This is a genomic window from Clostridium sp. AF28-12 (assembly GCF_003435225.1).
Classification (GTDB): Bacteria; Bacillota; Clostridia; order Lachnospirales; family Lachnospiraceae; genus Pilosibacter; species Pilosibacter fragilis.
The window spans coordinates 281626-304957 of record NZ_QWGJ01000002.1; the positions used below are offsets into that span (position 1 = coordinate 281626).

General features: G+C 46.2%; 24 protein-coding genes and 1 riboswitch. All 24 genes read left to right on the forward strand.

Annotated elements, in window-relative coordinates; translation table 11 throughout:
- Window positions 1-123: 123 nt before the first annotated feature.
- On the forward strand, window positions 124-504 hold the full coding sequence (locus DWY93_RS03485) for a BMC domain-containing protein (RefSeq protein ID WP_117469578.1): 381 nt from the start codon (window positions 124-126) through the stop codon (window positions 502-504).
- Window positions 505-553: 49 nt separating this feature from the next.
- The gene (gene eutP / locus DWY93_RS03490) at window positions 554-1024 is read left to right on the forward strand and encodes a EutP/PduV family microcompartment system protein (protein ID WP_117469579.1); all 471 of its coding nucleotides are present in this window, start codon (window positions 554-556) and stop codon (window positions 1022-1024) included.
- Window positions 1021-1596, forward strand: coding sequence for a DJ-1/PfpI family protein (locus DWY93_RS03495; protein ID WP_117469580.1), 576 nt, complete (start codon window positions 1021-1023; stop codon window positions 1594-1596). The genes eutP and DWY93_RS03495 overlap by 4 nt, the downstream gene beginning before the upstream one ends.
- A gap of 258 nt (window positions 1597-1854) precedes the next feature.
- Entirely contained in the window at window positions 1855-4416 is a 2562-nt protein-coding gene (locus DWY93_RS03500; protein ID WP_117469581.1) for a glycyl radical protein, read from the forward strand.
- A gap of 22 nt (window positions 4417-4438) precedes the next feature.
- Complete coding sequence (locus DWY93_RS03505; protein WP_117471800.1) at window positions 4439-5356, forward strand: glycyl-radical enzyme activating protein; 918 nt, start codon at window positions 4439-4441, stop codon at window positions 5354-5356.
- 27 nt (window positions 5357-5383) lie between these two features.
- Window positions 5384-6175: a propanediol utilization microcompartment protein PduB gene (gene pduB / locus DWY93_RS03510; RefSeq protein WP_117471801.1), complete on the forward strand. Its 792-nt coding sequence runs from the start codon at window positions 5384-5386 to the stop codon at window positions 6173-6175.
- A gap of 99 nt (window positions 6176-6274) precedes the next feature.
- A complete protein-coding gene (pduA, locus tag DWY93_RS03515; RefSeq protein ID WP_117469584.1) occupies window positions 6275-6553 on the forward strand; it encodes a propanediol utilization microcompartment protein PduA in 279 nt (92 codons plus the stop codon).
- Window positions 6554-6637: 84 nt separating this feature from the next.
- Complete coding sequence (locus DWY93_RS03520) at window positions 6638-7435, forward strand: hypothetical protein (protein ID WP_117471802.1); 798 nt, start codon at window positions 6638-6640, stop codon at window positions 7433-7435.
- 100 nt (window positions 7436-7535) lie between these two features.
- Window positions 7536-8138: a BMC domain-containing protein gene (locus DWY93_RS17775; RefSeq protein ID WP_117471803.1), complete on the forward strand. Its 603-nt coding sequence runs from the start codon at window positions 7536-7538 to the stop codon at window positions 8136-8138.
- A 40-nt stretch (window positions 8139-8178) separates the two neighbouring features.
- Complete coding sequence (locus DWY93_RS03530) at window positions 8179-8442, forward strand: EutN/CcmL family microcompartment protein (protein ID WP_117469587.1); 264 nt, start codon at window positions 8179-8181, stop codon at window positions 8440-8442.
- A 33-nt stretch (window positions 8443-8475) separates the two neighbouring features.
- Window positions 8476-9789, forward strand: a complete 1314-nt coding sequence (locus DWY93_RS03535; protein ID WP_117469588.1) for an aldehyde dehydrogenase family protein — start codon at window positions 8476-8478, stop codon at window positions 9787-9789.
- Between the two features lie 14 nt (window positions 9790-9803).
- Window positions 9804-10988, forward strand: a complete 1185-nt coding sequence (gene metK / locus DWY93_RS03540; protein ID WP_117471804.1) for a methionine adenosyltransferase — start codon at window positions 9804-9806, stop codon at window positions 10986-10988.
- A gap of 112 nt (window positions 10989-11100) precedes the next feature.
- On the forward strand, window positions 11101-11379 hold the full coding sequence (pduA, locus tag DWY93_RS03545) for a propanediol utilization microcompartment protein PduA (RefSeq protein WP_002568818.1): 279 nt from the start codon (window positions 11101-11103) through the stop codon (window positions 11377-11379).
- A gap of 80 nt (window positions 11380-11459) precedes the next feature.
- The gene (locus DWY93_RS03550; protein WP_117469589.1) at window positions 11460-12101 is read left to right on the forward strand and encodes a phosphate propanoyltransferase; all 642 of its coding nucleotides are present in this window, start codon (window positions 11460-11462) and stop codon (window positions 12099-12101) included.
- A 25-nt stretch (window positions 12102-12126) separates the two neighbouring features.
- Window positions 12127-12939 carry an ethanolamine utilization protein EutJ gene (eutJ, locus tag DWY93_RS03555; RefSeq protein WP_117469590.1) on the forward strand — a complete coding sequence of 271 codons (813 nt, stop codon included), beginning with the start codon at window positions 12127-12129 and terminating at the stop codon, window positions 12937-12939.
- 34 nt (window positions 12940-12973) lie between these two features.
- On the forward strand, window positions 12974-14389 hold the full coding sequence (locus tag DWY93_RS03560) for an aldehyde dehydrogenase family protein (protein WP_117469591.1): 1416 nt from the start codon (window positions 12974-12976) through the stop codon (window positions 14387-14389).
- 37 nt (window positions 14390-14426) lie between these two features.
- Window positions 14427-15542 carry a 1-propanol dehydrogenase PduQ gene (locus DWY93_RS03565; RefSeq protein ID WP_117469592.1) on the forward strand — a complete coding sequence of 372 codons (1116 nt, stop codon included), beginning with the start codon at window positions 14427-14429 and terminating at the stop codon, window positions 15540-15542.
- Between the two features lie 112 nt (window positions 15543-15654).
- On the forward strand, window positions 15655-16986 hold the full coding sequence (locus DWY93_RS03570) for a PocR ligand-binding domain-containing protein (protein WP_117471805.1): 1332 nt from the start codon (window positions 15655-15657) through the stop codon (window positions 16984-16986).
- A 3-nt stretch (window positions 16987-16989) separates the two neighbouring features.
- Window positions 16990-18030, forward strand: coding sequence for a response regulator transcription factor (locus DWY93_RS03575; RefSeq protein ID WP_117469594.1), 1041 nt, complete (start codon window positions 16990-16992; stop codon window positions 18028-18030).
- Between the two features lie 71 nt (window positions 18031-18101).
- Complete coding sequence (locus tag DWY93_RS03580; RefSeq protein WP_117471806.1) at window positions 18102-18815, forward strand: MIP/aquaporin family protein; 714 nt, start codon at window positions 18102-18104, stop codon at window positions 18813-18815.
- 820 nt (window positions 18816-19635) lie between these two features.
- Window positions 19636-20376 carry a hypothetical protein gene (locus tag DWY93_RS03585; RefSeq protein WP_117469596.1) on the forward strand — a complete coding sequence of 247 codons (741 nt, stop codon included), beginning with the start codon at window positions 19636-19638 and terminating at the stop codon, window positions 20374-20376.
- Between the two features lie 110 nt (window positions 20377-20486).
- Entirely contained in the window at window positions 20487-21884 is a 1398-nt protein-coding gene (locus tag DWY93_RS03590; protein ID WP_117471807.1) for an ATP-binding protein, read from the forward strand.
- 57 nt (window positions 21885-21941) lie between these two features.
- A complete protein-coding gene (locus DWY93_RS03595) occupies window positions 21942-22109 on the forward strand; it encodes a helix-turn-helix domain-containing protein (protein ID WP_117471808.1) in 168 nt (55 codons plus the stop codon).
- An 836-nt stretch (window positions 22110-22945) separates the two neighbouring features.
- Window positions 22946-23021, forward strand: a riboswitch (cyclic di-GMP riboswitch).
- Between the two features lie 99 nt (window positions 23022-23120).
- The gene (locus DWY93_RS17070) at window positions 23121-23294 is read left to right on the forward strand and encodes a hypothetical protein (RefSeq protein WP_158553092.1); all 174 of its coding nucleotides are present in this window, start codon (window positions 23121-23123) and stop codon (window positions 23292-23294) included.
- Window positions 23295-23332: the final 38 nt, after the last annotated feature.

The window sequence follows — 23332 nt, forward strand, 5'->3', positions numbered from 1 at the left end:
AGTATACAGGAAGGACTTATATAGAACGTACGTGGGACGTATGCAGGACCTGATAAGTGATTCCGCGGATCGAAGTGAAAATGTTCTTAACAGAGAATATAAGGAGAGGAGGAGAGGCTTTATATGGAGATCAAGGAATGGAACGGAAGCCAGAATGATCTGATGCGGATCATCCAGGAATCCGTTCCCGGCAAGCAGATCACAATGGCTCATATTATTTCCAGTCCGGATCCGGTGATCTATAAAAAGCTTGGACTGGACCCGAGGATTGATTACAAAAAGGCAGCGATCGGTGTTCTGACCCAGACACCCAGCGAGACAGCCATTATCACCGCAGATCTGGCCCTTAAGGCTGCAGCGATCGAGATCGGTTTTATTGACCGTTTCAGCGGAACGCTGATCATCACAGGGACGATTTCAGATGTGGCGATCGCATTTGAAAAAATTTTGGAGTACACAAAACGGGAACTTGGATTTACAGTCTGCCCGATCACGAAGGCATAAAACGCCTTAGGTGTGTACAGGAAATATCCCTGCCTGCGGAGGTGGAAACGTGAAAAAAATTATGCTGGTAGGGAGAAGCGGAGCCGGAAAGACGACGCTTACCCAGGCGATGAAGGGGAAAAAGATTACTTATCATAAAACCCAGTACATCAACAATTATGATGTGATTATTGACACACCGGGGGAGTATGCGGAGAACAAAACTTTAGCCAGGGCCCTGGTGATCTACTCCTATGAAGCGGATGTGGTAGGGCTTTTGATGAGTGCGGTGGAGGACTACTCTCTTTACAGCCCCAATATCGTCTCTTTAGCGACCCGCGACGTGATAGGAATCGTCACTCAGATAGACCGGGAAGATGCGCGGGTTGATTTGGCAACCATGTGGCTGGAACTTGCAGGGTGCAAGAAGATCTTCTATGTCAATTCCATTGATGGAGAAGGCGTAGGAGATATTCTTGACTATCTGAGAGAGGATGGGGATGTGCTTCCATGGGAGAAAGGAGGAGATGAGACACAGTGAAAAAGGTACTGATGATTGCTGGGGATTTCACAGAGGATTATGAGGTCATGGTCCCCTATCAGGCTCTTTTGATGGCAGGGGTTGCTGTGGATGTTGTATGCCCGGAAAAGGAAAAAGGGGATAACATAAAAACGGCGATCCACGATTTTGAAGGAGATCAGACTTATACAGAAAAGCCGGGACATAAGTTTACACTGAATGCGTCCTTTGCGTATCTGCGTCTGGAAGAGTATGACGGGCTGTTTCTGACAGGCGGCAGAGCACCGGAATATCTGCGGCTTGATGGCCGCGTGTTAGATATCACACGTTATTTTATGGAGCTTCAAAAGCCGGTGGCGGCGATCTGTCACGGCGTCCAGATATTGACTGCAGCCGGTGTGGTAAAGGGAAAGACATTAACTGCTTATCCGGCAGTAAAACCGGAGGTGGAGATGGCCGGAGGAATCTATGTGGAGAAAGAGCCGTGGGAGGCTGTGACAGATGGAAATCTTACGACATCTCCTGCTTGGCCGGGAAATCCGGAGATCCTTAAGAGCTTCTTAGTGCTTCTGGGAGTACGGATTTTCTCATAGGATGCCTGCAGCCGGTTGAAATTAATTCGCCATAAAAAGGCCTGTCTGCACGGATATAAGTGAGAGCGGTATGTGACTTTGCGGCATGGCTGAATAGTTATAAATAGTAATAAAAAAATACACGGATGTCTGAATTTTACATAGAAACGGTTTTATATGTATTCGTGCATTTTATCTGTTTTATCGTATGATAAGGATATGAGCGTCAGAGATTTAACAAAATCTCAAACTATACAATAAATTTTAAGGAGGATACTTATGATTTCAAGAGGTTTTTCAGAGCCGACCGACAGAGTCAAGAGACTTAAAAAAGCGATTGTGGATGCGATTCCGTATGTAGAGTCCGAGAGAGCAGTTCTGGTAACGGAGTCTTACAAAGAGACCGAAGGTCTGTCCCCGATCATGCGCCGTGCGAAAGCTGCAGAGAAGATCTTTAACAATCTTCCTATTACGATCCACGAGGACGAGCTGATCGTCGGAGCAATCACCAAGAACCTTCGTTCTACAGAAATCTGCCCGGAGTTTTCCTATGACTGGGTTGAAAAAGAGTTCGATACCATGGGAACCAGAATGGCTGACCCGTTCCAGATTCCGAAGGATACCGCCAATGAGTTAAGAGAAGCTTTCAAATATTGGGAAGGCAAAACCACCAGCGCACTGGCAGATTCCTATATGTCTCAGGAGACCAAGGACTGTATCGCAAATGGCGTATTCACAGTAGGAAACTACTTCTACGGCGGCGTTGGTCATGTTTGTGTTGATTACGGCAAAGTATTAAAGATCGGTTTTACCGGAATCATCAAACAGGCTATCGACGCTATGAATCAGATGGATCTGATGGATCCGGAGTATATTAAGAAGAAAAACTTCTACGAAGCAATTGTGATCACCTACAGCGCAGCTATCAACTTTGCTCATCGTTATGCAGCAAAGGCAAGAGAGATGGCAGCCGGCTGTCCGGATCCGGTAAGAAAAGCAGAGCTGCTTCAGATCGCAGCTAACTGTGACCGTGTTCCGGAAAGAGGAGCAACCAACTTCTACGAGGCTTGCCAGGCATTCTGGTTCGTACAGATTCTTCTTCAGATTGAGGCAAACGGCCACTCCATTTCCCCGGGACGTTTTGACCAGTATATGTATCCGTACCTGGCTATGGATAAATCTATTTCCAAAGAGTTCGCTCAGGAACTGGTAGATTGTATCTGGGTTAAATTGAACGACGTTAACAAGACACGAGATGAAATCTCCGCTCAGGCATTCGCTGGATACGCAGTATTCCAGAACCTCATCGTAGGTGGTCAAACCGAAGACGGACTTGACGCTACCAACGAAGTTTCCTATATGTGTATGGAGGCAGTTGCTCACGTTAAACTTCCGGCACCGTCCTTCTCCATCCGTGTTCATCAGAATACACCGGACGAGTTCTTATACAGAGCTTGCGAGGTTACACGTTTAGGACTTGGTGTTCCGGCTATGTACAATGACGAAGTTATCATTCCGGCACTCTGCAACAGAGGCGTTTCCCTGGCAGATGCAAGAAGTTACTGTATCATTGGTTGTGTAGAGCCGCAGTGCCCGCATAAGACAGAGGGATGGCATGACGCAGCATTCTTCAACATTGCTAAGGTTCTTGAGATCACACTGAACAATGGTAAAGTCGGCGATAAGCAGTTAGGACCGCAGACCGGTGATATGACTTCCTTCCACAGCGTAGATGATATCTTTGCAGCTTACAAGAAGCAGATGGAATACTTCGTATACCACCTGGCAGAGGCTGACAACTGTGTAGACTTTGCTCATGCTGAGAGAGCTCCGCTTCCGTTCCTTTCCGCTCTGGTTGATGACTGTATCGGAAGAGGTAAGAGTGTTCAGGAAGGCGGCGCTATCTATAACTTCACAGGTCCGCAGGCATTTGGTGTTGCTGACTCCGGTGACTCCATCTGCGCAATTAAGAAACATGTATTTGAGAATAAAGAAGTTACCATGGAGCAGTTAAAAGAAGCTCTGGCTAACAACTTTGGTTACAGCTGCACAGCAGGCGCTCCGGCAGCAGCTCCGGCTGATGATGAAGCGAAGATCTACGAAGCAGTGAAGAGAATCTTAAGCAACAACGGTTCTATCAACATTGCAGAGCTTCAGGCACAGTTAAGCACAGGCACCTGCGGATGGGAGAGCGGAAGACCGAATTACACAGCAGGAAATCCGGCGCCGTCCAATGAGCAGTTCGCTAAGATCAAGAGAATTATGGAGAACACTCCGTGGTTCGGTAATGATGATGACGAAGTAGATATGCTGGCTAGAAAATGTGGTCAGATCTACTCCTACGAGGTTGAGAAATATAAGAACCCGAGAGGCGGTCAGTTCCAGGCAGGATGCTATCCGGTATCTGCAAACGTATTATTCGGTAAAGATGTATTAGCACTTCCGGATGGACGTTTAGCTCATGCTCCGTTAGCAGACGGCGTTTCCCCGAGACAGGGTAAAGATACAAATGGTCCGACTGCAGCAGCTATGTCCGTTGCAAAGCTTGACCATGAGAACTACTCCAACGGTACTCTTTACAATCAGAAGTTCCTTCCGTCCGCACTGGCAGGCGATGAGGGCTTAAAGAGATTCGCAGCGGTGGTTCGTACCTACTTTGATCACAAAGGAATGCACGTACAGTTCAACGTTATCGATAAAGAGACCCTTCTGGAAGCTCAGAGACATCCGGAAGAGCACAAGGATCTGGTTGTTCGTGTAGCAGGCTATAGTGCACAGTTCACCGTACTTGCAAAGGAAGTTCAGGACGATATCATCAGCCGTACCGAGCAGTCCTTCTAAATTAAGAGAGAGGGGAGCCGTCATGGATTCTATCAATTATAACGCATCAGGAACAGTCTTTGATATACAGAGATTTTCCCTCCACGATGGCCCGGGGATCAGGACGATCGTATTTTTGAAAGGCTGTCCCCTTTCCTGTAAATGGTGCAGCAATCCTGAATCACAGAACATGAAGCCGGTGATCATGTATAAGAAAAATGAGTGTCTTCACTGCGGGCGTTGCATCAACGCCTGCAGCAGAAAGGCAATCAGTTTTGAAAACAAAACCTTTATTGACCGGAGTATCTGCACCGGCTGCGGAGAATGTGCCAATGCCTGCCCGGCAGGAGCGTTGGTTGTGAAGGGCAAGACGATGACGGTTCAGCAGCTGATCAGGGAGCTGAAAAAGGACGCTACCACTTACAGACGTTCGGGAGGAGGAATCACTCTTTCAGGAGGAGAGCCTCTCGTACAGTATGAATTTGCCGCAGAGCTTCTGAGAGCATGCAAAGCGCAGGGTTGGGATACAGCAATTGAAACGACAGGCGCAGGCATCACGGAAGCAGTTGAAAAGGTAATTCCTTATGTGGATACAGTCCTTCTTGACATTAAGCACCTTGATACAGAGAAGCACAAAAAGTTTACAGGAATTGGAAATGAACAGATTTTAAAGAATGCAGCCAGAATCAGTCAGATCTCGAGTACAGTAGTTCGTGTTCCGGTTATTCCGGGCTTCAACTACTCGGAAGAAGAAATCAGAGCGATTACAGAGTTTGCAAAAACGCTGCGGGGTATGAGGACTATTCATCTGCTCCCGTATCATACCTTTGGCGAAAATAAATATGATCTGCTGGGACGTGATTATGCACTGGCAGACATTAAACCTCTGAAACCTGAGGAACTGGAGCATCTGAAAACCATGGTGGAACGGGAAGGTTTCCAGTGCATCATAGGCGGTTAATAACAGAATTAAAATGGAGGGATCAGAATGGATCAGCAGTTAATTGAAAAAGTTATGAGACAGGTATCTGATGAGCTTGGAATTAAAACAGAAGAGTGTAAAGCTGAGAGTGCTCCGGCAGAGTGCGCATCTCAGAATATCGGCATGACTGAGTTCGTAGGAACAGCCATGGGCGATACCATCGGACTTGTGATCGCAAGCGTAGATCCGATGTTAAAGGATGTTATGAATTTAGGCAAATTCCGTTCCATCGGAATTATCGGTGCAAGAACCGGTGCCGGCCCGCAGATCTGGGCAGTTGATGAGGCTGTAAAGGCTACTAATACAGAGATTATTTCTGTAGAGCTTCCGAGAGATACAAAGGGCGGCGCAGGTCATGGAAGCTTAATCTACATCGGTGCAGAGGATGTATCCGATGCCAGAAGAGCGGTAGAGATCGCACTTCAGGCAGTTCCGAAATATTTCGGCGATGTATACGGAAATGATGCAGGACATCTGGAGTTCCAGTATACCGCAAGAGCAAGCTACTGTCTTGAGAAAGCTCTCGGAGCACCGGTAGGCAGAGCATTTGGTATGACATGTGCAGGTCCGGCAGCAATCGGAACTGTTCTGGCCGATGTTGCAGTAAAGGCAGCAAATGTTGAAGTCGTTGGTTATACTTCTCCGGGTGCAGGAAGCCATTCAAACGAGGTTATCTTAACCTTTACAGGAGATTCCGGTGCAGTCAGACAGGCAGTAAAAGCAGCGATCGAAGCCGGAAAGAAGATGCTTGGCGCACTTGGCGATGAGCCGAAGTCATCCACAACACCGTACATCTAAAAACAGGATGTTGGGGCAAAAATCCTTTTGTAGGCAGACCTACGCCGAATTTCAGGTTTTTTGACTTCAGGCAGTAAATAAAATTTAGGAGGTTCTTATATGAATTCAGATGCATTAGGCATGGTTGAGACAAAAGGTCTCGTAGGCGCTATTGAGGCAGCTGATGCAATGGTTAAAGCAGCGAATGTATCCTTGGTTGGATATGAAAAAATTGGTTCCGGACTTGTTACCGTTATGGTACGCGGCGATGTAGGAGCTGTGAAAGCTTCTGTAGATGCAGGCGCAGCTTCTGCAAGAGCAGTTGGCGAAGTTGTATCTGTACACGTAATTCCGAGACCACATACAGATGTCGAGAAGATTCTTCCGCATATGGATTAATCGTCAGTAGGGAGGTGCTGCAGAACCAGATCCGGGTAGAAGCCAGAGCAGGTTTTGCAGCACCTTCTGAAATGAGGTGGAAATGTGAATATCAGCGAAAAACAGCTGCGTGAAACCATTATCCGGGTCCTTGCCAGGATAGAGGCAGAGGAAGGTCTTTTCCCGGTGACGAAGAAAAAGAAGATCTATATGGTCTGCACCGGCGGCTGGGATGAGCGGTATCTGAAATTTCTGAGAACGGTTCAGACGGACCGGGAAACAGTAATACCGGTGCTGACAGAGGAGCTTAGAGGTCAGGAAGTCAAGTTCACAGGATACGGATGTGAAAGCATTCAATATCTGAGCGGAGAGGTTCCGGCAGATCTGGAGAATTCCGTTACCGTATTTCCGGTGGTTCCGAGAGACCTGGTTTCCAAGACAGCTCTTTGCATAAGCGATACACCGCAGACACAATGGATCACTTCCTGTATGGAAGCCGGAAGCAGGATCGTTTTTCTGATCTCCGGTCTTTCTCCCTTTAGCGGACGAGAGCCAAAGGCATATGTAAACAGGATTTTGTCGTACTATCGAACCGTGTTGGAATACGGCATAGAGCTTACTGGTGAGTACGAACCGAAGCCGGATAAGAAGCCGGCTCATGAAGAACCGCAGCAGGTTTACCGCCCGGCTGTTCTTCCTGTAACAGGCGGGATATCCGCTCAGACAGGAATGGTTAGAAAAAGCACGAAAAAACGTGTTATTTCTTCCAGAGATGTAGAACAGTATCAAAAAGGCGGTGTTCTTCTGGTGACAGAGGATGATATTATTACAGATCTGGCAAAAGACAGGGCCAGATTCTTACAAGTGAAATTTATGACAGAAGATGGGCAGCAGCGCTTTTAAACATTTTAAATAAAAGTTAAAAGAGAGCAGTTGAACATTGATAACTGAAATCCCGTTTCTGGACACATGTGTGAACAGTAACGAACATTGAGGTGAAGATATGAAACAGGCACTGGGATTAGTTGAGATTGCCGGACTGTGCATCGCTGTCGCAGCAGCAGATGCCATGGTGAAGGCAGCAAACGTAGAACTGGTGGAGCTGGAACCGGCTAAGGGCGGCGGATATATGACAATCAAGGTCGTCGGCAATGTTGGTGCAGTCAATGCAGCTGTGATGGCAGGATGCCAGATCGGTAAAGAACACCAGAAGCTGGTAGCCTGGAAGGTAATTCCCCGTCCATCCGATTTTGTGGAAGATACGTTTGTGATTCATAAGGCAGAGGAGCCGAAAGAGCCGGATCCAGATCCGACTCCGGAACCACCGGTAAAAACCCCGGAAGAAGCTCCGGAAGTGACTCCGGAGGAGGAACCTAAGGCAGCACCGGAAGAAAAGCCGGAGGAAACTTTGATGGAGACACCGGAGGAAACACCTCAGCCGGAGGACAAGGATTCCACAGAAGATAAGGTCGCAGAGGACAAGTGTGCAGAAGATGAGCCTGCACAGGAGAAAAAGGAGGTGTCGGAAACTCCGAACGAATCGGAGAATCCACAGACAACTGTAACACCGAAACGGCCTTCCAGGAGAACATCCAGAAAAAAATAAAAGATGACGGCAAAAAGCCGCTGAAAGGAACGTGAACAGAATGAAACTGGCAAAGATTACAGGAACGGTAGTAGCAACACGAAAGGATGAATCACTGGTAGGCTACAAGCTTATGATCATCCGCAAAATCAATGGCCATGGTGAATTTATCGGCGAAGAAGAAGTGGCAGTTGACTATGTGGGCGCCGGTATCGGTGAGACAGTTCTCATTGGCCAGGGTTCTTCTGTCCGCGTGGATGAGAAGAAGCGGCAGGCCGTAATTGATATGGCAATTATCGGAATTGTAGATAATATTGATATTTAATTAAAAACGCTGAAAGAAAGGAGGGAGATCAGAATGAAAAGCAGTGTCTATTCTAGTGTAAGTGAAGCGGTGATGGCGGCCAGAGGAGCCTTCGGACGATACAGCGAACTGACTCTGAATGAGCGAAATGAAATATTAGAAGCAGTCAGAACAGCGGTCAGACCCAAGATTGCGGAACTGGCAGAAATGACCGTAGCTGAAACGGGAATGGGAAATGTAGCTGATAAGATCGAAAAGCTGAAACTGGCGGTTGAAAAAACACCGGGGATCGAGGATCTGATCACAGAGGTGAACACCGGAGATCATGGAATGACACTCTATGAGCTATCTGCATTCGGAGTGATCTGTGCCGTTCATCCATGTACCAATCCTTGCGCAACCTTGATCAGCAATACGATCGGAATGCTGGCGGCAGGAAACTCTGTAGTGCATTGTCCTCATCCGAGAGCGGTGAGAGTCTCCCAGTATTTGACAGGAATCATCAGCGATGCAGTAAGAAATATTTGCGGGATCGACAATCTGGTTGTGACAGTCAGCGAAAGCCTGATGGGATCGACCAAGGAGATCATGAGTCATCCGGATATTGATCTGATCGTTTGTACCGGAGGCGCGGGATCTCTTCGTCAGGCAATGTGCTCCGGGAAAAAGGTTATTGGGGCAGGACCTGCAAATCCTGTAGCGATCGTAGATGAGACAGCCGATATTGAAAAGGCTGCCAGAGACATCGTGCAGGGTGCATCCTTTGACAACAACCTGATGTGTACTTCGGAAAAAGCAATCGTGGTCGTGGAATCAGCAGCAGACGGGCTGATCGCCCAGCTGGAGAGAAACGGTGCTTACTATACAAGAAGTGCCGAGCAGATCGACCGTCTCTACAATACAGCAGTAACCGAAGACTTTGTCATCAATAAAAAAATGGAAGGACAAAGTGCAGAAACAATCCTGGATACAGCGGAAATTCCTCACAGAAAAGGAATCAAGCTGGTCGTGGCAGAGACAGACCGTATGCATCCCTTTGCTACGCTTGAGCTTTTAATGCCGTTAGTACCGATCATCCGTGTAAAGGATTTTGATGAGGCTTTGGAGACGGCTCTTGATATTGAACAGGGGTATCGTCACACGGCGACGATCCATTCAGAATCCATCGAGCACATGAACCGGGCGGCAAAGAAGCTTCAGACAGCAGTATTCGTGAAAAACGGTCCATCTCTTCTGGGAATCGGTTTTGACAAGGAAGGTCATACAAGCTTTACGATCGGAACCGTTACAGGAGAGGGAACTACGTCAGCGAGACATTTTGCCAGAAGAAGACGTTGTACGCTGACCAGCGGATTTTCCATTCGCTAAAGGCAGGTGAAAACATGATACTCAAACGGGAGGACGATTACCTGGTTACATCCGAATCCGTGACAGAAGGACATCCTGATAAAGTGTGCGATCAGATTTCGGATGCAATTCTGGATGCATATCTCGCACAGGACCCGAAGTCAAGGGTGGCAGTGGAAACCATGGTGTCAACCGATATGGTAGTTCTGGCAGGCGAAGTTACATCCAGGGGAACTGTAGATGTGGTGAAGACAGCCAGAGAGGTGATCCGCGACATCGGATACACAGAAAAGGGAAAAGGCTTTGACGCTGACACCTGCATGATCTTTACCAATCTTCACAATCAGTCTCCGGATATTTCCATGGGAGTAGGAAAGGGAACGGAAGGTGAAAAGGAGGTACTGGGCGGCGGCGACCAGGGCATTATGTATGGATATGCCTCAGATGAGACAGAATCGCTGATGCCGCTTCCCTGCAGCCTGGCAAACCGGCTCACAATGCAGCTGGCGGCCATCCGAAAGCAGGGAAAAGCAGATTTCCTCTATCCGGACGGCAAAAGTCAGGTGACGATGCGGTACCGGGCAGATGGAACACCGGTCTCCATTGAAAGCATTGTGATTTCTGCCCAGCACCATGAAATCGTGCCAAAGAGTGTTCTGGAAGCAGTCATCCGCTGTCTTGTCATAGAACCGGTGATTGACAAAAGGTGGCTGACAGAAGAGACGAGGATCCACATCAATCCGACCGGAAGATTTGTCATCGGCGGTCCTGCCGGAGACACCGGATTGACCGGAAGGAAGATCATGGTAGATACCTACGGAACCATCGGAAAGCATGGAGGCGGAGCATTTTCGGGAAAGGATCCTACGAAAGTAGACCGTTCCGCAGCTTATATGGCCAGATATGTGGCGAAGAATATCGTCGCCGCAGGTCTTGCAAAGCGGTGTGAAGTGGCTCTTGCCTTTGTGATCGGAGGCATTGAACCGGAAGCGGTGACAATCAATACATTCGGAACCGGAACACTTTCCGACGCAGCACTTTCCGATTTAGTAGAAAATGTATTTTCGTTCCAGGTGGCGGACATCATCTCTCAGCTGGAGCTGAGAAAACCGCAGTTTCAAAGGACAGCAGCTTACGGTCATTTTGGCCGGGAGAATCAGGGCTTTAAATGGGAGGATACCGATAAGGCCTGGATTTTAAAACAGCTGTCAGCACAATAAACAGATAAGTCGAAGATATGTGAAATCTGACACAGGCTTCTGATCAGCATAAGCTGACAGACCCATTTCGTCAGGGATCAGGAAAAGAATAGAATAACAGGAGGACAATACTATGTCGAACGAAGCATTAGGAATGGTTGAGACAAAAGGATTAGTAGGAGCAATTGAGGCGGCAGATGCTATGACAAAGGCAGCAAACGTTGCATTGATCGGATATGAGAAGATCGGTTCCGGACTTGTTACCGTTATGGTACGCGGCGATGTAGGTGCAGTGAAAGCTTCTGTAGATGCAGGTGCAGCGGCAGCAGCCAACGTGGGACAGGTTGTATCCCAGCATGTAATCCCGAGACCTCATACTGATGTAGAGAAGATCCTTCCAAAGTCTTTATAATTCATTCATATATGTAAAGGGGTGAGGTGCAGTTCCTTTAGGGAGCTGCACTCCACCAGAACAGGGAAAAGGTGAAATCCATGGTTGATGAAAAACTTGTAAAGCTGATTACAGAACGAGTGATCGAAAAAATCAGAGAATATCAGACATATAAAATTCCCATTGGAGTTTCTAACCGCCACGTCCATGTTACGAAGGAAGATTTAGAGATCCTTTACGGTCCTGGATATGAACTGACGAAAAAAGGCGATTTAAAACAGCCCGGTCAGTTCGCTTCCAATGAGACTGTTACAGTCAGAGGACCGAAGGGAGAGTTTAAGAATGTCCGGATCCTGGGACCTGTAAGAAGTAAAAGCCAGGTGGAAATTTCTAAAACAGACAGTTTCCGTCTGGGGATCAAACCGCCGGTCCGGGAGTCGGGTGATCTGGCAGGAACTCCGGGAGTTGAACTGGTAGGACCTAAGGGAACGGTCGCTCTGCCGGAAGGTGCAATTGTCGCCCTGCGTCATATCCATATGACTCCGGAACAGGCTATGGCCATGGGAGTGAAGGATAAAGATGTGGTAGAGGTAGAGACGTTTGGTGAGCGCAGCGGCGTATTCGGAGATGTCCTGGTACGAGTTTCCGATAAGTTTTCACTGGAAATGCATGTGGATATCGATGAAGCGAATGCATGTGCGCTGAAGAACAATGATTACGTAATTCTGAGAAAGAAAAACTAAAACGAAAACAGGGAAGAGGGGTTGTATGCTGGTAGAAAACAAAGTGCTTGCAGAATTTGCAGAATTGATACGGGAGAAAAAGACACAGCCCTATTCGGGTGAGCTGAAGACCGGTGTGGATCTTGGAACCGCCAATATTGTGATTGCTGTAACGGACTCGGAGAACCGTCCGGTGGCCGGAGCATCTGCCCCCTCCCATGTTGTAAAAGACGGTATTGTTGTAGATTTTATCGGAGCGATCCGTACGGTGAAGGAACTGAAAGCCCAGTTAGAAGAGCGGCTTGGTGTGTCACTGGATACGGCTGCCACCGCGATTCCGCCGGGAATCATGTCAGGGAATGTCCGTTGCATCTCCAATGTTGTGGAGGGAGCGGGATTTGAAGTGACCAATGTGGTGGACGAGCCGACAGCGGCAGCAGCTGTTCTTGGAATCACAGACGGGGCTGTGGTGGACGTAGGCGGCGGAACCACCGGAATCAGTATTTTGAAGGATGGAAAGGTGATCTTCACGGCAGATGAAGCCACAGGAGGAACCCATATGACACTGGTACTTGCCGGTTATTATGGAATCTCCCTGGAAGAGGCGGAGGAGCTTAAAAAGGATCCGTCTAAAGAAGCCGATGTATTTCCGATCATCAAGCCGGTGGTGAGCAAGATGGCGTCCATCGTGAAGCGGTTCCTGGAAGGACAGGAAGTCGATAAAGTCTATGTAGTAGGCGGTGCCTGCTGTTTTAAGGAATTCGAAACGGTTTTTGAAAAAGAACTGGGAATTCCGGCAGTGAAAACAAACGATACCCTGCTGGTCACACCTTTGGGAATTGCATGGAGCAGCAGATAAGGTCAGGACAATCGAAAGAAGAAGGTGTAAATACATGGAAATGGATATGAAAGTAATCGAGCAGTTAGTCGCGCAAGCGTTAAAAGAGATGAAGGCTGAGGAGCCGGCTGCATTTGTAAAACCGAAGGAAGAAACGTACGGTGTATTTGCTACAATGGATGAAGCGATCGAGGCTTCTGCAAAAGCTCAGAAAACGCTTTTATTCTCCAAAATCGAAGACCGCCAGAGATATGTGGACATAATTCGTGCTACGATCTTAAGACGGGAAAATCTGGAGTTGATCTCCAGAATGGCAGTGGAGGAAACTGCGATCGGAAAATATGAGCATAAGCTGATCAAGAACCGTCTGGCAGCAGAGAAAACACCGGGCACAGAGGATCTTGTAACAGAAGCTCAGACAGGAGATCACGGTCTGACCTTAGTAGAGTATTGTCCGTTTGGTGTGATCGGAGCAATCACACCGACAACAAACCCGACCGAGACCATCATCTGCAACTCAATCTCTATGATCGCGGGCGGAAACACCGTTGTATTCAGCCCACATCCAAGAGCAAAGAAGGTTTCCCAGCTTCTCGTTAAGATGTTAAACAAGGCGCTGATGGATGGAGGAGCACCGGCAAACCTGATCACCATGGTAGAGGAGCCGTCCATTGAGAACACCAACAGAATGATCGATCATCCGGGCGTTCGTCTTCTGGTAGCGACCGGTGGTCCGGCAATCGTAAAGAAGGTACTTTCCTCCGGAAAGAAAGCAATCGGAGCAGGAGCAGGAAATCCTCCGGTCGTAGTCGATGAGACCGCAGATATCGAAAAGGCAGCAAAGGACATTGTGGACGGCTGCAGCTTTGATAATAACGTACCGTGTATCGCGGAGAAGGAAGTATTTGCAGTTGATTCGATCTGCGATTACCTGATCCAGAATATGAAGCTGAACGGAGCTTACGAGATCCGGGATGTGGAGACGATTGAACGCCTGGATGCGCTGGTAACAAACGAAAAGGGTGGTCCAAAGACTTCTTTTGTAGGTAAGAGTGCAAAATACATTCTTGATAAGCTGGGAGTTCCGGCAGATGATAACGTAAAGGTTATCATTATGGAAGTAGGAAAGAATCATCACCTTGTTACAGAGGAAATGATGATGCCGATCCTTCCGATCGTAAGAGTATCCGATGTGGACACTGCGATCGAATATGCGCATGATGCAGAGCATGGAAACCGTCATACGGCTATGATGCATTCCAGAAATGTGGAAAAGTTAAGTAAGATGGCAAAGCTTCTGGAAACCACGATCTTTGTAAAAAATGCTCCGTCTTATGCAGGCATTGGAGCAGGCGGAGAAGGTCATACAACCTTTACGATCGCTGGACCGACCGGAGAGGGCTTAACCTCTGCCCGTTCCTTCTGCAGAAAACGCCGCTGTGTAATGTCTGATGCATTCAGCATTCGCTAAGAAACACAAAACGGAACGCACATAGGAGTGAATGTGTATGTCAAACGTGTATATTAAAACAAAAGTCCGCTCCGGAAAAGAGGCCATGAAATATCTGGGCAAGTATAAGAACAAAACGGTTCTGATCGTCTGTGATAAGTTTATGGCGGAAAACGGAAGCGTGAAGACTGTAATCAATGCGATTGACTCTAGTTGCCGGATCGAGATGTTTGATCAGGCAGTTCCGGATCCCACCACAGAAGTGGTGGGAAACGGGCTGGATAAGAGCGCAAAGGTACAGCCGGATGTAGTCATTGCCTTTGGCGGTGGCTCTGCGATCGATACGGCCAAAGGAATCATCTACTTTGGAATCAATAGCGGATTGATGAAAAAACCGATCTTCATCACCATTCCGACGACCAGTGGAACAGGATCTGAGGTTACCAGTGCAGCAGTTATTACAGACGTAGAAAGTAAGTCAAAGCATCTGATCTTAGATAATGATATTCTGGCGGATATTGCGATCCTGGATCCGACCCTGACACTTTCGGTTCCTCCGGCAGTTACAGCCAATACCGGAATGGATGTTCTGACACATGCGTTGGAAGCATATGTAGCCAGTGGCGCAAACGTATTTTCAGATGCATTATCTGAGAAAGCAGTTGAACTTCTTTTAGAATCACTGCTTGTCTGCTATAAGGACGGAAAAAATCTGGAGGCCAGAAATAAAATGCATGAGGCTTCTACACTGGCTGGTATGGCGTTTAATACAGCCGGACTTGGAGTCAATCACAGCATTGCCCATCAGCTCGGCGGAACCTTTCATATACCGCATGGGCTGGCAAATGCCATGCTTTTAACCAGGGTGATTGATTTTAACTGTGAAGAGAAGCAGATATTGGATAAATATGCGGCAATGGTTTACAAGGTGAAGCTGGCCAGCATTACAACACGTCCGCAGGAGGCTGTGAAGATCCTGAAGGAAGTGATCCGAATGATGATGGCAGCGATGAATATGGATGACTCCGTGGAAAAATTTGGTGTATCCAGAGAGGATTATGTCTCCCAGTTAGATAACATGACAGAAAATGCTCTCAAGGATAACTGTCTGAATACGACTCCGCGAAAAATAGGGGCCGGAGAGATTCGTCAAATTCTTCTTGAAATCTATTAAAACTTTCTGAAATATGGTATTATCTTAACAAAGACTGCAATATTTTGGGATTACCGTGAGCATGCAGTCGGTTGCTGTAGTGATATGATATGGATGGAAGGTAAGGGTTACAATGGAAGGATTTAATCAGAATACCAGTTTGAAACAGTTCGAATTAAATGAAAACTCAGTATTTTCTCCATCGTCCGGTACTCCCGGAGAGAATGAACTTGATATTCTCAGCTTGTTTGGAAAAGAAAAATTGGAAAACATCCAGCAAAGTCTCTCAAAAGCGACCGGACTGGCTTTTGTTACCGTGGATTACAGAGGGGAACCGATCACGGAAAGCACCAGTTTTTCTGAATTTTGCTCGATGGCAAGAAATGACAGCCAACTGAGTCTGCGCTGTAAATCATCGGATGCCTTCGGCTCGATCCAGGCGGCTGTCATGCAGAAGCCAAGTGTCTATTTTTGCCCGTGCAGTCTTCTTGAGGTGGCGATCCCGATCGTTGTGAAGGGGCATTATTTGGGAGGCTTTATCGGAGGACAGATCCGTTGTGGTGATGCACCGGAGGATATCAGCAGGCTGGAGAAAGTAATGACATCGGCATCCGTTGGAGGAATTGTTGAGGAAAACAGGGCTCTTCTGGAGAAGATTCCGGAATACTCCTTTGAAAATTTCATGGACATTGTGAATCTGGTCTTTCTGATCATCAATCAGCTTGGTGAGAATAAAATGCATCTGCAGATGCAGAAGGAGAAACACCAGAAGCTGGTCAAAAAGCTCTGCACGTTCAATCAGAAGCTGGCGGAAGAAAACAACCAGAAGGATCTGAAAATCCTGAGGCTGGAAGCAGCGCAGGATGCCGGAAGCATTCTCGATACCATGATCTCTCTGGTCAATCTGACCGTGATCGAGAATGCTCCACGGACCGGTGAAGTGCTGAAACAGTTGATTGATTATGTCCGATATTCTTCTATGGAGAAAGGAACCTTTGTCAGTGTATCCAGAGAGCTGGAGCAGGCAGAACGCTTCCTTGCGATACAAAAACAGAAGCTGGGAGAGCGATTAAATTTTTCCATTCAGGTACCCAAAAATCTGACAATGCAGAGGATCCCTTCCGATGTTCTTCTTCCGTTTGTCAAAAGTGCTGTTTACTATGGCGTTATGATGAAACGGGACGGAGGAGAGGTGACGGTAAAAGGTTACTTAAGCGGCGGAAGGTGTGTGATAGAGGTAGAGGACAATGGCCTTGGAATGAATGAAGAGGAGCTGCAGATTAACTTCGAAGCATTTAATGACAGGCATGAGGGATACTATATCAGCCGGGGAAAGGATCACGCCCAGCTGAAAATGAAGAAGATCTTCGGTGACAGCTATGAAATTATCATCGAAAGCAGTAAAGGAAAAGGACGCAGAACAGTGATCTGTTGGCCTGAAAATTTCAGTGAAAGGATGAAATAGCCTATGTACCGTGTCCTTTTGGCAGATAATGATATTCTGTCCCAGGAAGCACTGAAAATCATGATTTCCAGAATAGACGGTTTTGAAGTCTCCTCCCAGGTGGATAACGGAGATGATGCAGTCCGTCTTTGCCAGGCGGCAGAATATGAGGCTGTATTTATCAATGCATTCCTTCCGGGACTGACTGGAATCGAAGCGGCACGCCTGATCCGACAATCTTCTCCCGATACGGCCGTGTACCTGATGACAGCGTATCCAACCAGCATAGCCGCTTATGAGGAAATAAGAGAGTGTGCCAGCGAGATCGTTGAAAAACCGATTTCTTTCCAACAATTGAATTTTCTTTTAAGCAATTTGAAGACAGGAAATGAGAGTTCGGTGCAGCCTTGTCTGAACCGCCTTCTGTCTCTTGTAAAGCAAGGGGATTTTCAAAAGGTATACAATCTTTGCGGACCGCTGACGAAAGAGATCTATCAAATCTGTCAGGAAGATCCGAACCAGTTATATAAGGTGTTTTCTTTTATCGGACAAAGCCTTTTAAACACAACAAAGTTTTATGATGAAGAAAGTCATGATATCGGAGCATTATTCCCGCTGAATGAAGGTCTGATCGAGGAACGCATGACAACAGAATTGTGGCTGTTCCGGGTGATGGATTATATATTTCAGAAAAACAGTGCAAACCGTTATCCGCTTCTTCAAAACGTATTTCTGTACATTGAAAGCAATATAAAATCAGAGATCAGTTTGAATAAGATCATTACAAACTGTTCGATCAGCCAGGGATATCTGAGCCGTATCTTTAGGGAACAGTTTCAGATCAGTGTGATGGAATATCTTCATATGAGAAAAATTTATCTTGCAAAAGGATATTTTTATTTTACCGATGACAGCATTGCCGAGGTGGCTTTCCGATTGGGATATAATGAAAGCAGTTATTTCAGCAAGGTGTTTAAGAAGTATGAAAATATGACGGTAAAACAGTATAAAGCACAGATCTGTAAAGCGCAGAAGCCGAACGAAGCGGATTTCGGTTCAAGCTAACCGCCTTCGGAGGGGAAGGCGCCGGAGCAAGACATGACTGGCTGACAGAAACAAACATGAGGGGGTTTCATATGATGGCATATATCGCAGAATTTATTGGAACATTTATGCTTATTCTTTTAGGTGATTCGGTTGTAGCAAACGTATCGCTGAATAAATCAGGAATGAAGGGTGCGGGTACGGTTCAAATCACATTGGCTTGGGGTCTTGCCGTTATGGTTCCGGCTTTTATCTTTGGCGCAGCTTCCGGAGCGCATTTCAATCCGGCACTGACACTGGCTCTGGCAATTGACGGAAGCATGTCCTGGTCAATGGTTCCGGGTTATGTGATCGCTCAGTTCGTAGGTGCATTTTTAGGCGCTTGTGTTGTTTATATGATGTTTAAGGATCAGTTTGATGCAACCGAAGAAGCAGGAACAAAGCTTGGTGTTTTCTGTACAGGAGCAAGCGTTCAGAATATTCCGAGAAATATTTTCTGCGAGGCAGTGGCTACCTTCGTTCTTGTATTTGCGATCAAAGGACTTGGAAATGTAGCAGGAGCAGCGGATATTGGATTAACAAATATCCTTGTATTTGGCATCATCGTTTCCATCGGTATGTCCATGGGCGGTCTGACAGGATATGCGATCAACCCGGCAAGAGACCTTGGTCCGCGTTTTGCACATTCTGTACTTCCGATCAAGGGAAAAGGCGATTCCAACTGGGGATATGCAGTTGTTCCGTTAGTAGGACCGATCATCGGAGCAATCGTTGCTGTTCTTTTATATGGAGTTCTTCCGTGGTAAAAAAGAAATAGGAGCATTTTAGTCAATTCCTGTTGAAAAATGTTGAAAAAATATGTCGCGGCAGTTATGCTTGGATGAAGCAGGGCACTTCTCTCGATTGGAGATCTGGCTTTCACTGAGAAACATTTGCGATGGCTTACCACCTGAAAGAGATGGGAGTCTTATCTGACTGGGATATATATACATCATGGTAGACAAAAAGGATGGACAAGATGCAGGATCGTGGCGCAGACATTAAAAAGAGGAAAAGATAAAAAAATCAGGGGCATGCGACCCGTTTTTTCGGGATCCGCATTGCTCCTCTTTTGCGTTCTGTTTCTTTCCAGATGTCAGAAGGAAATTTTGACTGTGAGATAGCATGGGGAATGATTGGAATCGTATAATAGAAAAGATTATCGAGGTATGCAAGATGATTTGTGAGAAGTTAAACAAACTCCCTATCAGTATTGAACTGGGTACAGTCGTTACTGCATACACAATGACTGTCCATTGAATGAAGGAACGTTATCTGAAAAAATTCAACTTTTCGAGGTTCCCGGATTTGGCAAATATTCGGAAAACTTGATAAAAAGTTCGACGATAGGAACTCAGAAAACACCTCACCTTGACAATTACACATTATGTTATATAGAAATGATGTGCGGTTGTCAACTGCAAAATGACGAACACACCCTGCCGGTGATCATTCACCTGCCTGCCACATACTGAAAGAAACGAACACAAAGGATAAGGGTGTTGTTGCATTGGTGGATGAGTGGGAGAACGTCACGGACATGCGCCTGACCCTGGACGGATATCATTGGGACAATGAAAGAAAGATGTGTTCAAGAAACGCTATGCGGAAACAAGGGATGGTCTTCTGACCGATAAAGCCCTGCATTGTGTGGACACCCGGATTCATGAACAAAGCGTTGTGCGGATCTTACGTGGACGATGGGAACCGTTTATCGCAGACGCACTGAAAAACGGATGCAAAGCGAGGACCAGAAGCACGGAGCGGTGGACGGTTTTGGAGCTGACGGACCAAAGAACCGGAGTGTCCATGGAGGTCTGCGAGCAGGATCCGGAGCCCGGATACCATGGAGCGACCGTGACGTGCTTCGCGAATGAAATTGCCGGAAAAGAATTCCGGGATGTGTTCCAGCAAGTGGGGCTTACGGAGGATGACATAGGCCGTTATATGGTTTCGACAGAGTCTCTGCCACCGGTAGAGCAGAAGATCCTGGCGGTAGCCGATCCACAGGGACGACTGGGAGCACTCACAAAACAGGCAGAACGGTTCCTGACCCATGTGGATACAAAAGAAATCTTACATGCGGATCAGAGGGAGAGGACGATTTTAGGATTAAAGGAAATGCTCACACCGGAACGCGCGGAAGAGCTGCACGTAATTGCGGATCGTTATCAGCAAATTTATCATGACAAAAAGCAAAAAATGTACGCATACAACAGACGAGCCGAAGGAATAGGGGAGCGCGACCGCCCTGTAAGGAGCATCTGGTCTTACAAAGAAGCCGCGACCGTTTTTTTCGGAAACGTTCGTGGTAATCTGAATGTGTGATAGACTTGTCGGATATCTTTTCTTGACTTTGCGTGCGATCTGATTTATTATACTTACAAAAGTAACTCACGAGTTACTAACTCACGAGTGCAATTATTGGAGGTGAACGAATGAGTCAGTTCTATTGCCGTGATGATGAACTTCGAAAGCTGAATAAACGATATGCAGGTGATAAATTTGAGTGCATTGTTATCTATGGCAGGAGGCGTGTTGGTAAAACAGCATTGATCAATGAGTTTTGTAAGGATAAACCAACCATTTTCTTTTCCGCTTTGAATACGACAGGCAAAGAAAATCTGGAAGCACTTTCAAAGTCGATCATGAGTTTTGAAAGACCTGATATGGAGTCCGCACCTGAATTTCGATCTTATGATGATGCCCTGGATGAGCTGACAGCACTTTCTAAAGAGAGACGGATTGTCTTCGTTATTGACGAGTATCCATATCTTGCGAAAGCAAAGCCATCCATTTCAGCAATGTTGCAGCACATTATTGACCACAAATGGACAGAGTCCAGAATGTATCTGATCCTTTGCGGTTCGTCTATGAGTTTTATGGAAAGCCAGGTACTCGGCAAGGAAAGTCCGCTGTACGGCAGACGCACTGGTCAGTTTAAGATTGAGCCACTGGATTATAAAGAAACAGCGGTATTTCATCCAGGCTTGTCTGCGGAAGATAATTCCCTGATTTATGGAATTACTGGAGGCGTTCCGCATTATATCAACAAGTTGGATGTAAAGGACAGTGTGGACGAGGCCCTGTTGGATAATTTCTTCGACCGTTCCAGTTATCTGTATGAGGAGCCAGGAAATCTATTGAAGCAGGAACTCAGAGAACCGGCTATCTATAATGCAATCATCAAAGCGATTGCAGAGGGGGCTTCTCGGCTGAACGATATTAAGATGAAGGTTGGCGAGGAAAATTCGGTCGTATCAAAGTATTTAAAAACGCTGATTGGCCTTGGTATTGTCAAAAAGGAAACTCCGATTGCAGAAAAACCAGGAAAGAAAACCATCTATCTGCTGGCTGATAACTTCTTCCGTTTCTGGTATAGGTTTGTGCCTGTCAATATGAGCGCCATTGATTCTGGCAGAATTGCAAAAACTTACCAGAATGCCGTAAAGCAATATCTTCCAGATTACATGGGCTTGATATTTGAAAAGATGTGTCAGGATTATCTGCTTTATTATTCTGACAATCTTCCGATTGAACTGAGCAAAATCGGTCAATGGTGGGGTACAGATCCGAAAAAGAAAAAGCAGATACAGATTGATATTGTTGGAACACCTGTTTCGGGTAAAGACTATATTATTGGTTCGTGTAAGTACAGGAACGAGAAAATTGGTGTGGATGAACTCGATCTGATTAGAGATTATGCATCCGTCTTCGGAAATGGCAGCAACTATTACTATTATATCTTTTCGAAAGGCGGTTTTACGGATGGACTTCTTCAGGCACAGGAGCGGGGCGAGGTTAAGCTGATAACGCTGGAAGATCTTTACAGTTGAAAGGAATAGTATGCTGTATTATAAATTAGACGTGTGTGCTACATTAAAGGCAAAGTGTTGGACAAGCTCGCGCTGCAGAAAAACGGCTACATGACAGCCGGGACTTTTGTAAACATCCGGGCAGGGAAAATGGTAAGCCCGGATAAACTGGACGCGATCTGCGACTTACTGGATATGCAGCAGGGAGATATCATCGGGTTTAAACGAGGCAAAGAGGACGTATAACTGCCGGGAATATGAGGCTCTTAATCGCATGTCGCGGTCAAGGGCCTTTTTATCCGGACGGAATCTATGATGAGGGCGGAAGGGCTGTATTCGATACTGTCGTTCGGACTAAACCCCATTATCTGCAAATTTTGCATAAAGTTACCAAAAACTGTTATCCGCAAAACGAAGATATAAAACCGATAAAAATTAATGCACATTTCGCAGTCCAATCGAGTAGGAGGCGGTTAGTTACCGCCTCCTACTCGATCTGATTTGCGTTTTAAAGTTTTATGTGACAAATAAAATAACCTATGATATTATAGAAACAATATAAGCGAAAATGACTTTTGCGGAAACGAAAGTGTCTTTATATTTTTTCTCGTATACTTCCTAGTTACTTACAGATAGAGAAGCATATTGCGGATAAAATAACATCTTTACGTGAAAAGCGTGATATCAGTAAATACAGATTATCGCAGCTGCCGGGTATTTCCCTGTCGTCACGGGGAAGAGTCATGGAGCAGGAAACAGTAATGTCAATGCTTCGTGGACTTCGGAAGTAGGAGAACAGTTCGAGTATATGTATCGGCTGTTCTTTTTTTGCTTTGGAACATTAAAACGGTAATTTTTTCTTGTGTATAGTAGAACGTTAAAGTATAATAAAATCAGTTTCTTTGCATAAGTTTAACCGAATCAGGTAAATCCCCTGCTTCAATTGCGAAAAGCAATAAGTAGTGGGTGGGGATTTGCTTGTATCAGGAGGAGTGGAAACTTCTTCTGATAAACTGCGGAGCAGTTATTTGGTTATGAGCAAGTAGCAAAGCGGATTGAAAATATCCGCTGGACAAGCTTAAAAGGATGATCGGCAAACCAGATGAAAGTCTGGGACGCAAAGCTACAGGGCCTTTAAAATGGCAGCCAGTTGCATGAAATGAGGTGCACTGTCTGTCTGACAGTGTTTTTTTATGGTGTTATTTCATAGACGTAACAATAATGATTTTATCAGGAAAGAATGAGGAAAATAAAAGTATGAAAAAGGTAAAACATTGTCTGATAGCAGTGGTGTCGGGGGTACTTGTAGCAACTGCTGTCTTGTCTGGATGCGGACAGTCAAAGAAAAAAGTATCTAAAAACGATGATCATCTTACCGTTTATCTGTGGGAAAATCGTTTGATGAAAAATATTGCACCCTATATCCATTGAAGTGCTATACTAACGTTGTAACAGTAGTGGCTAATAAG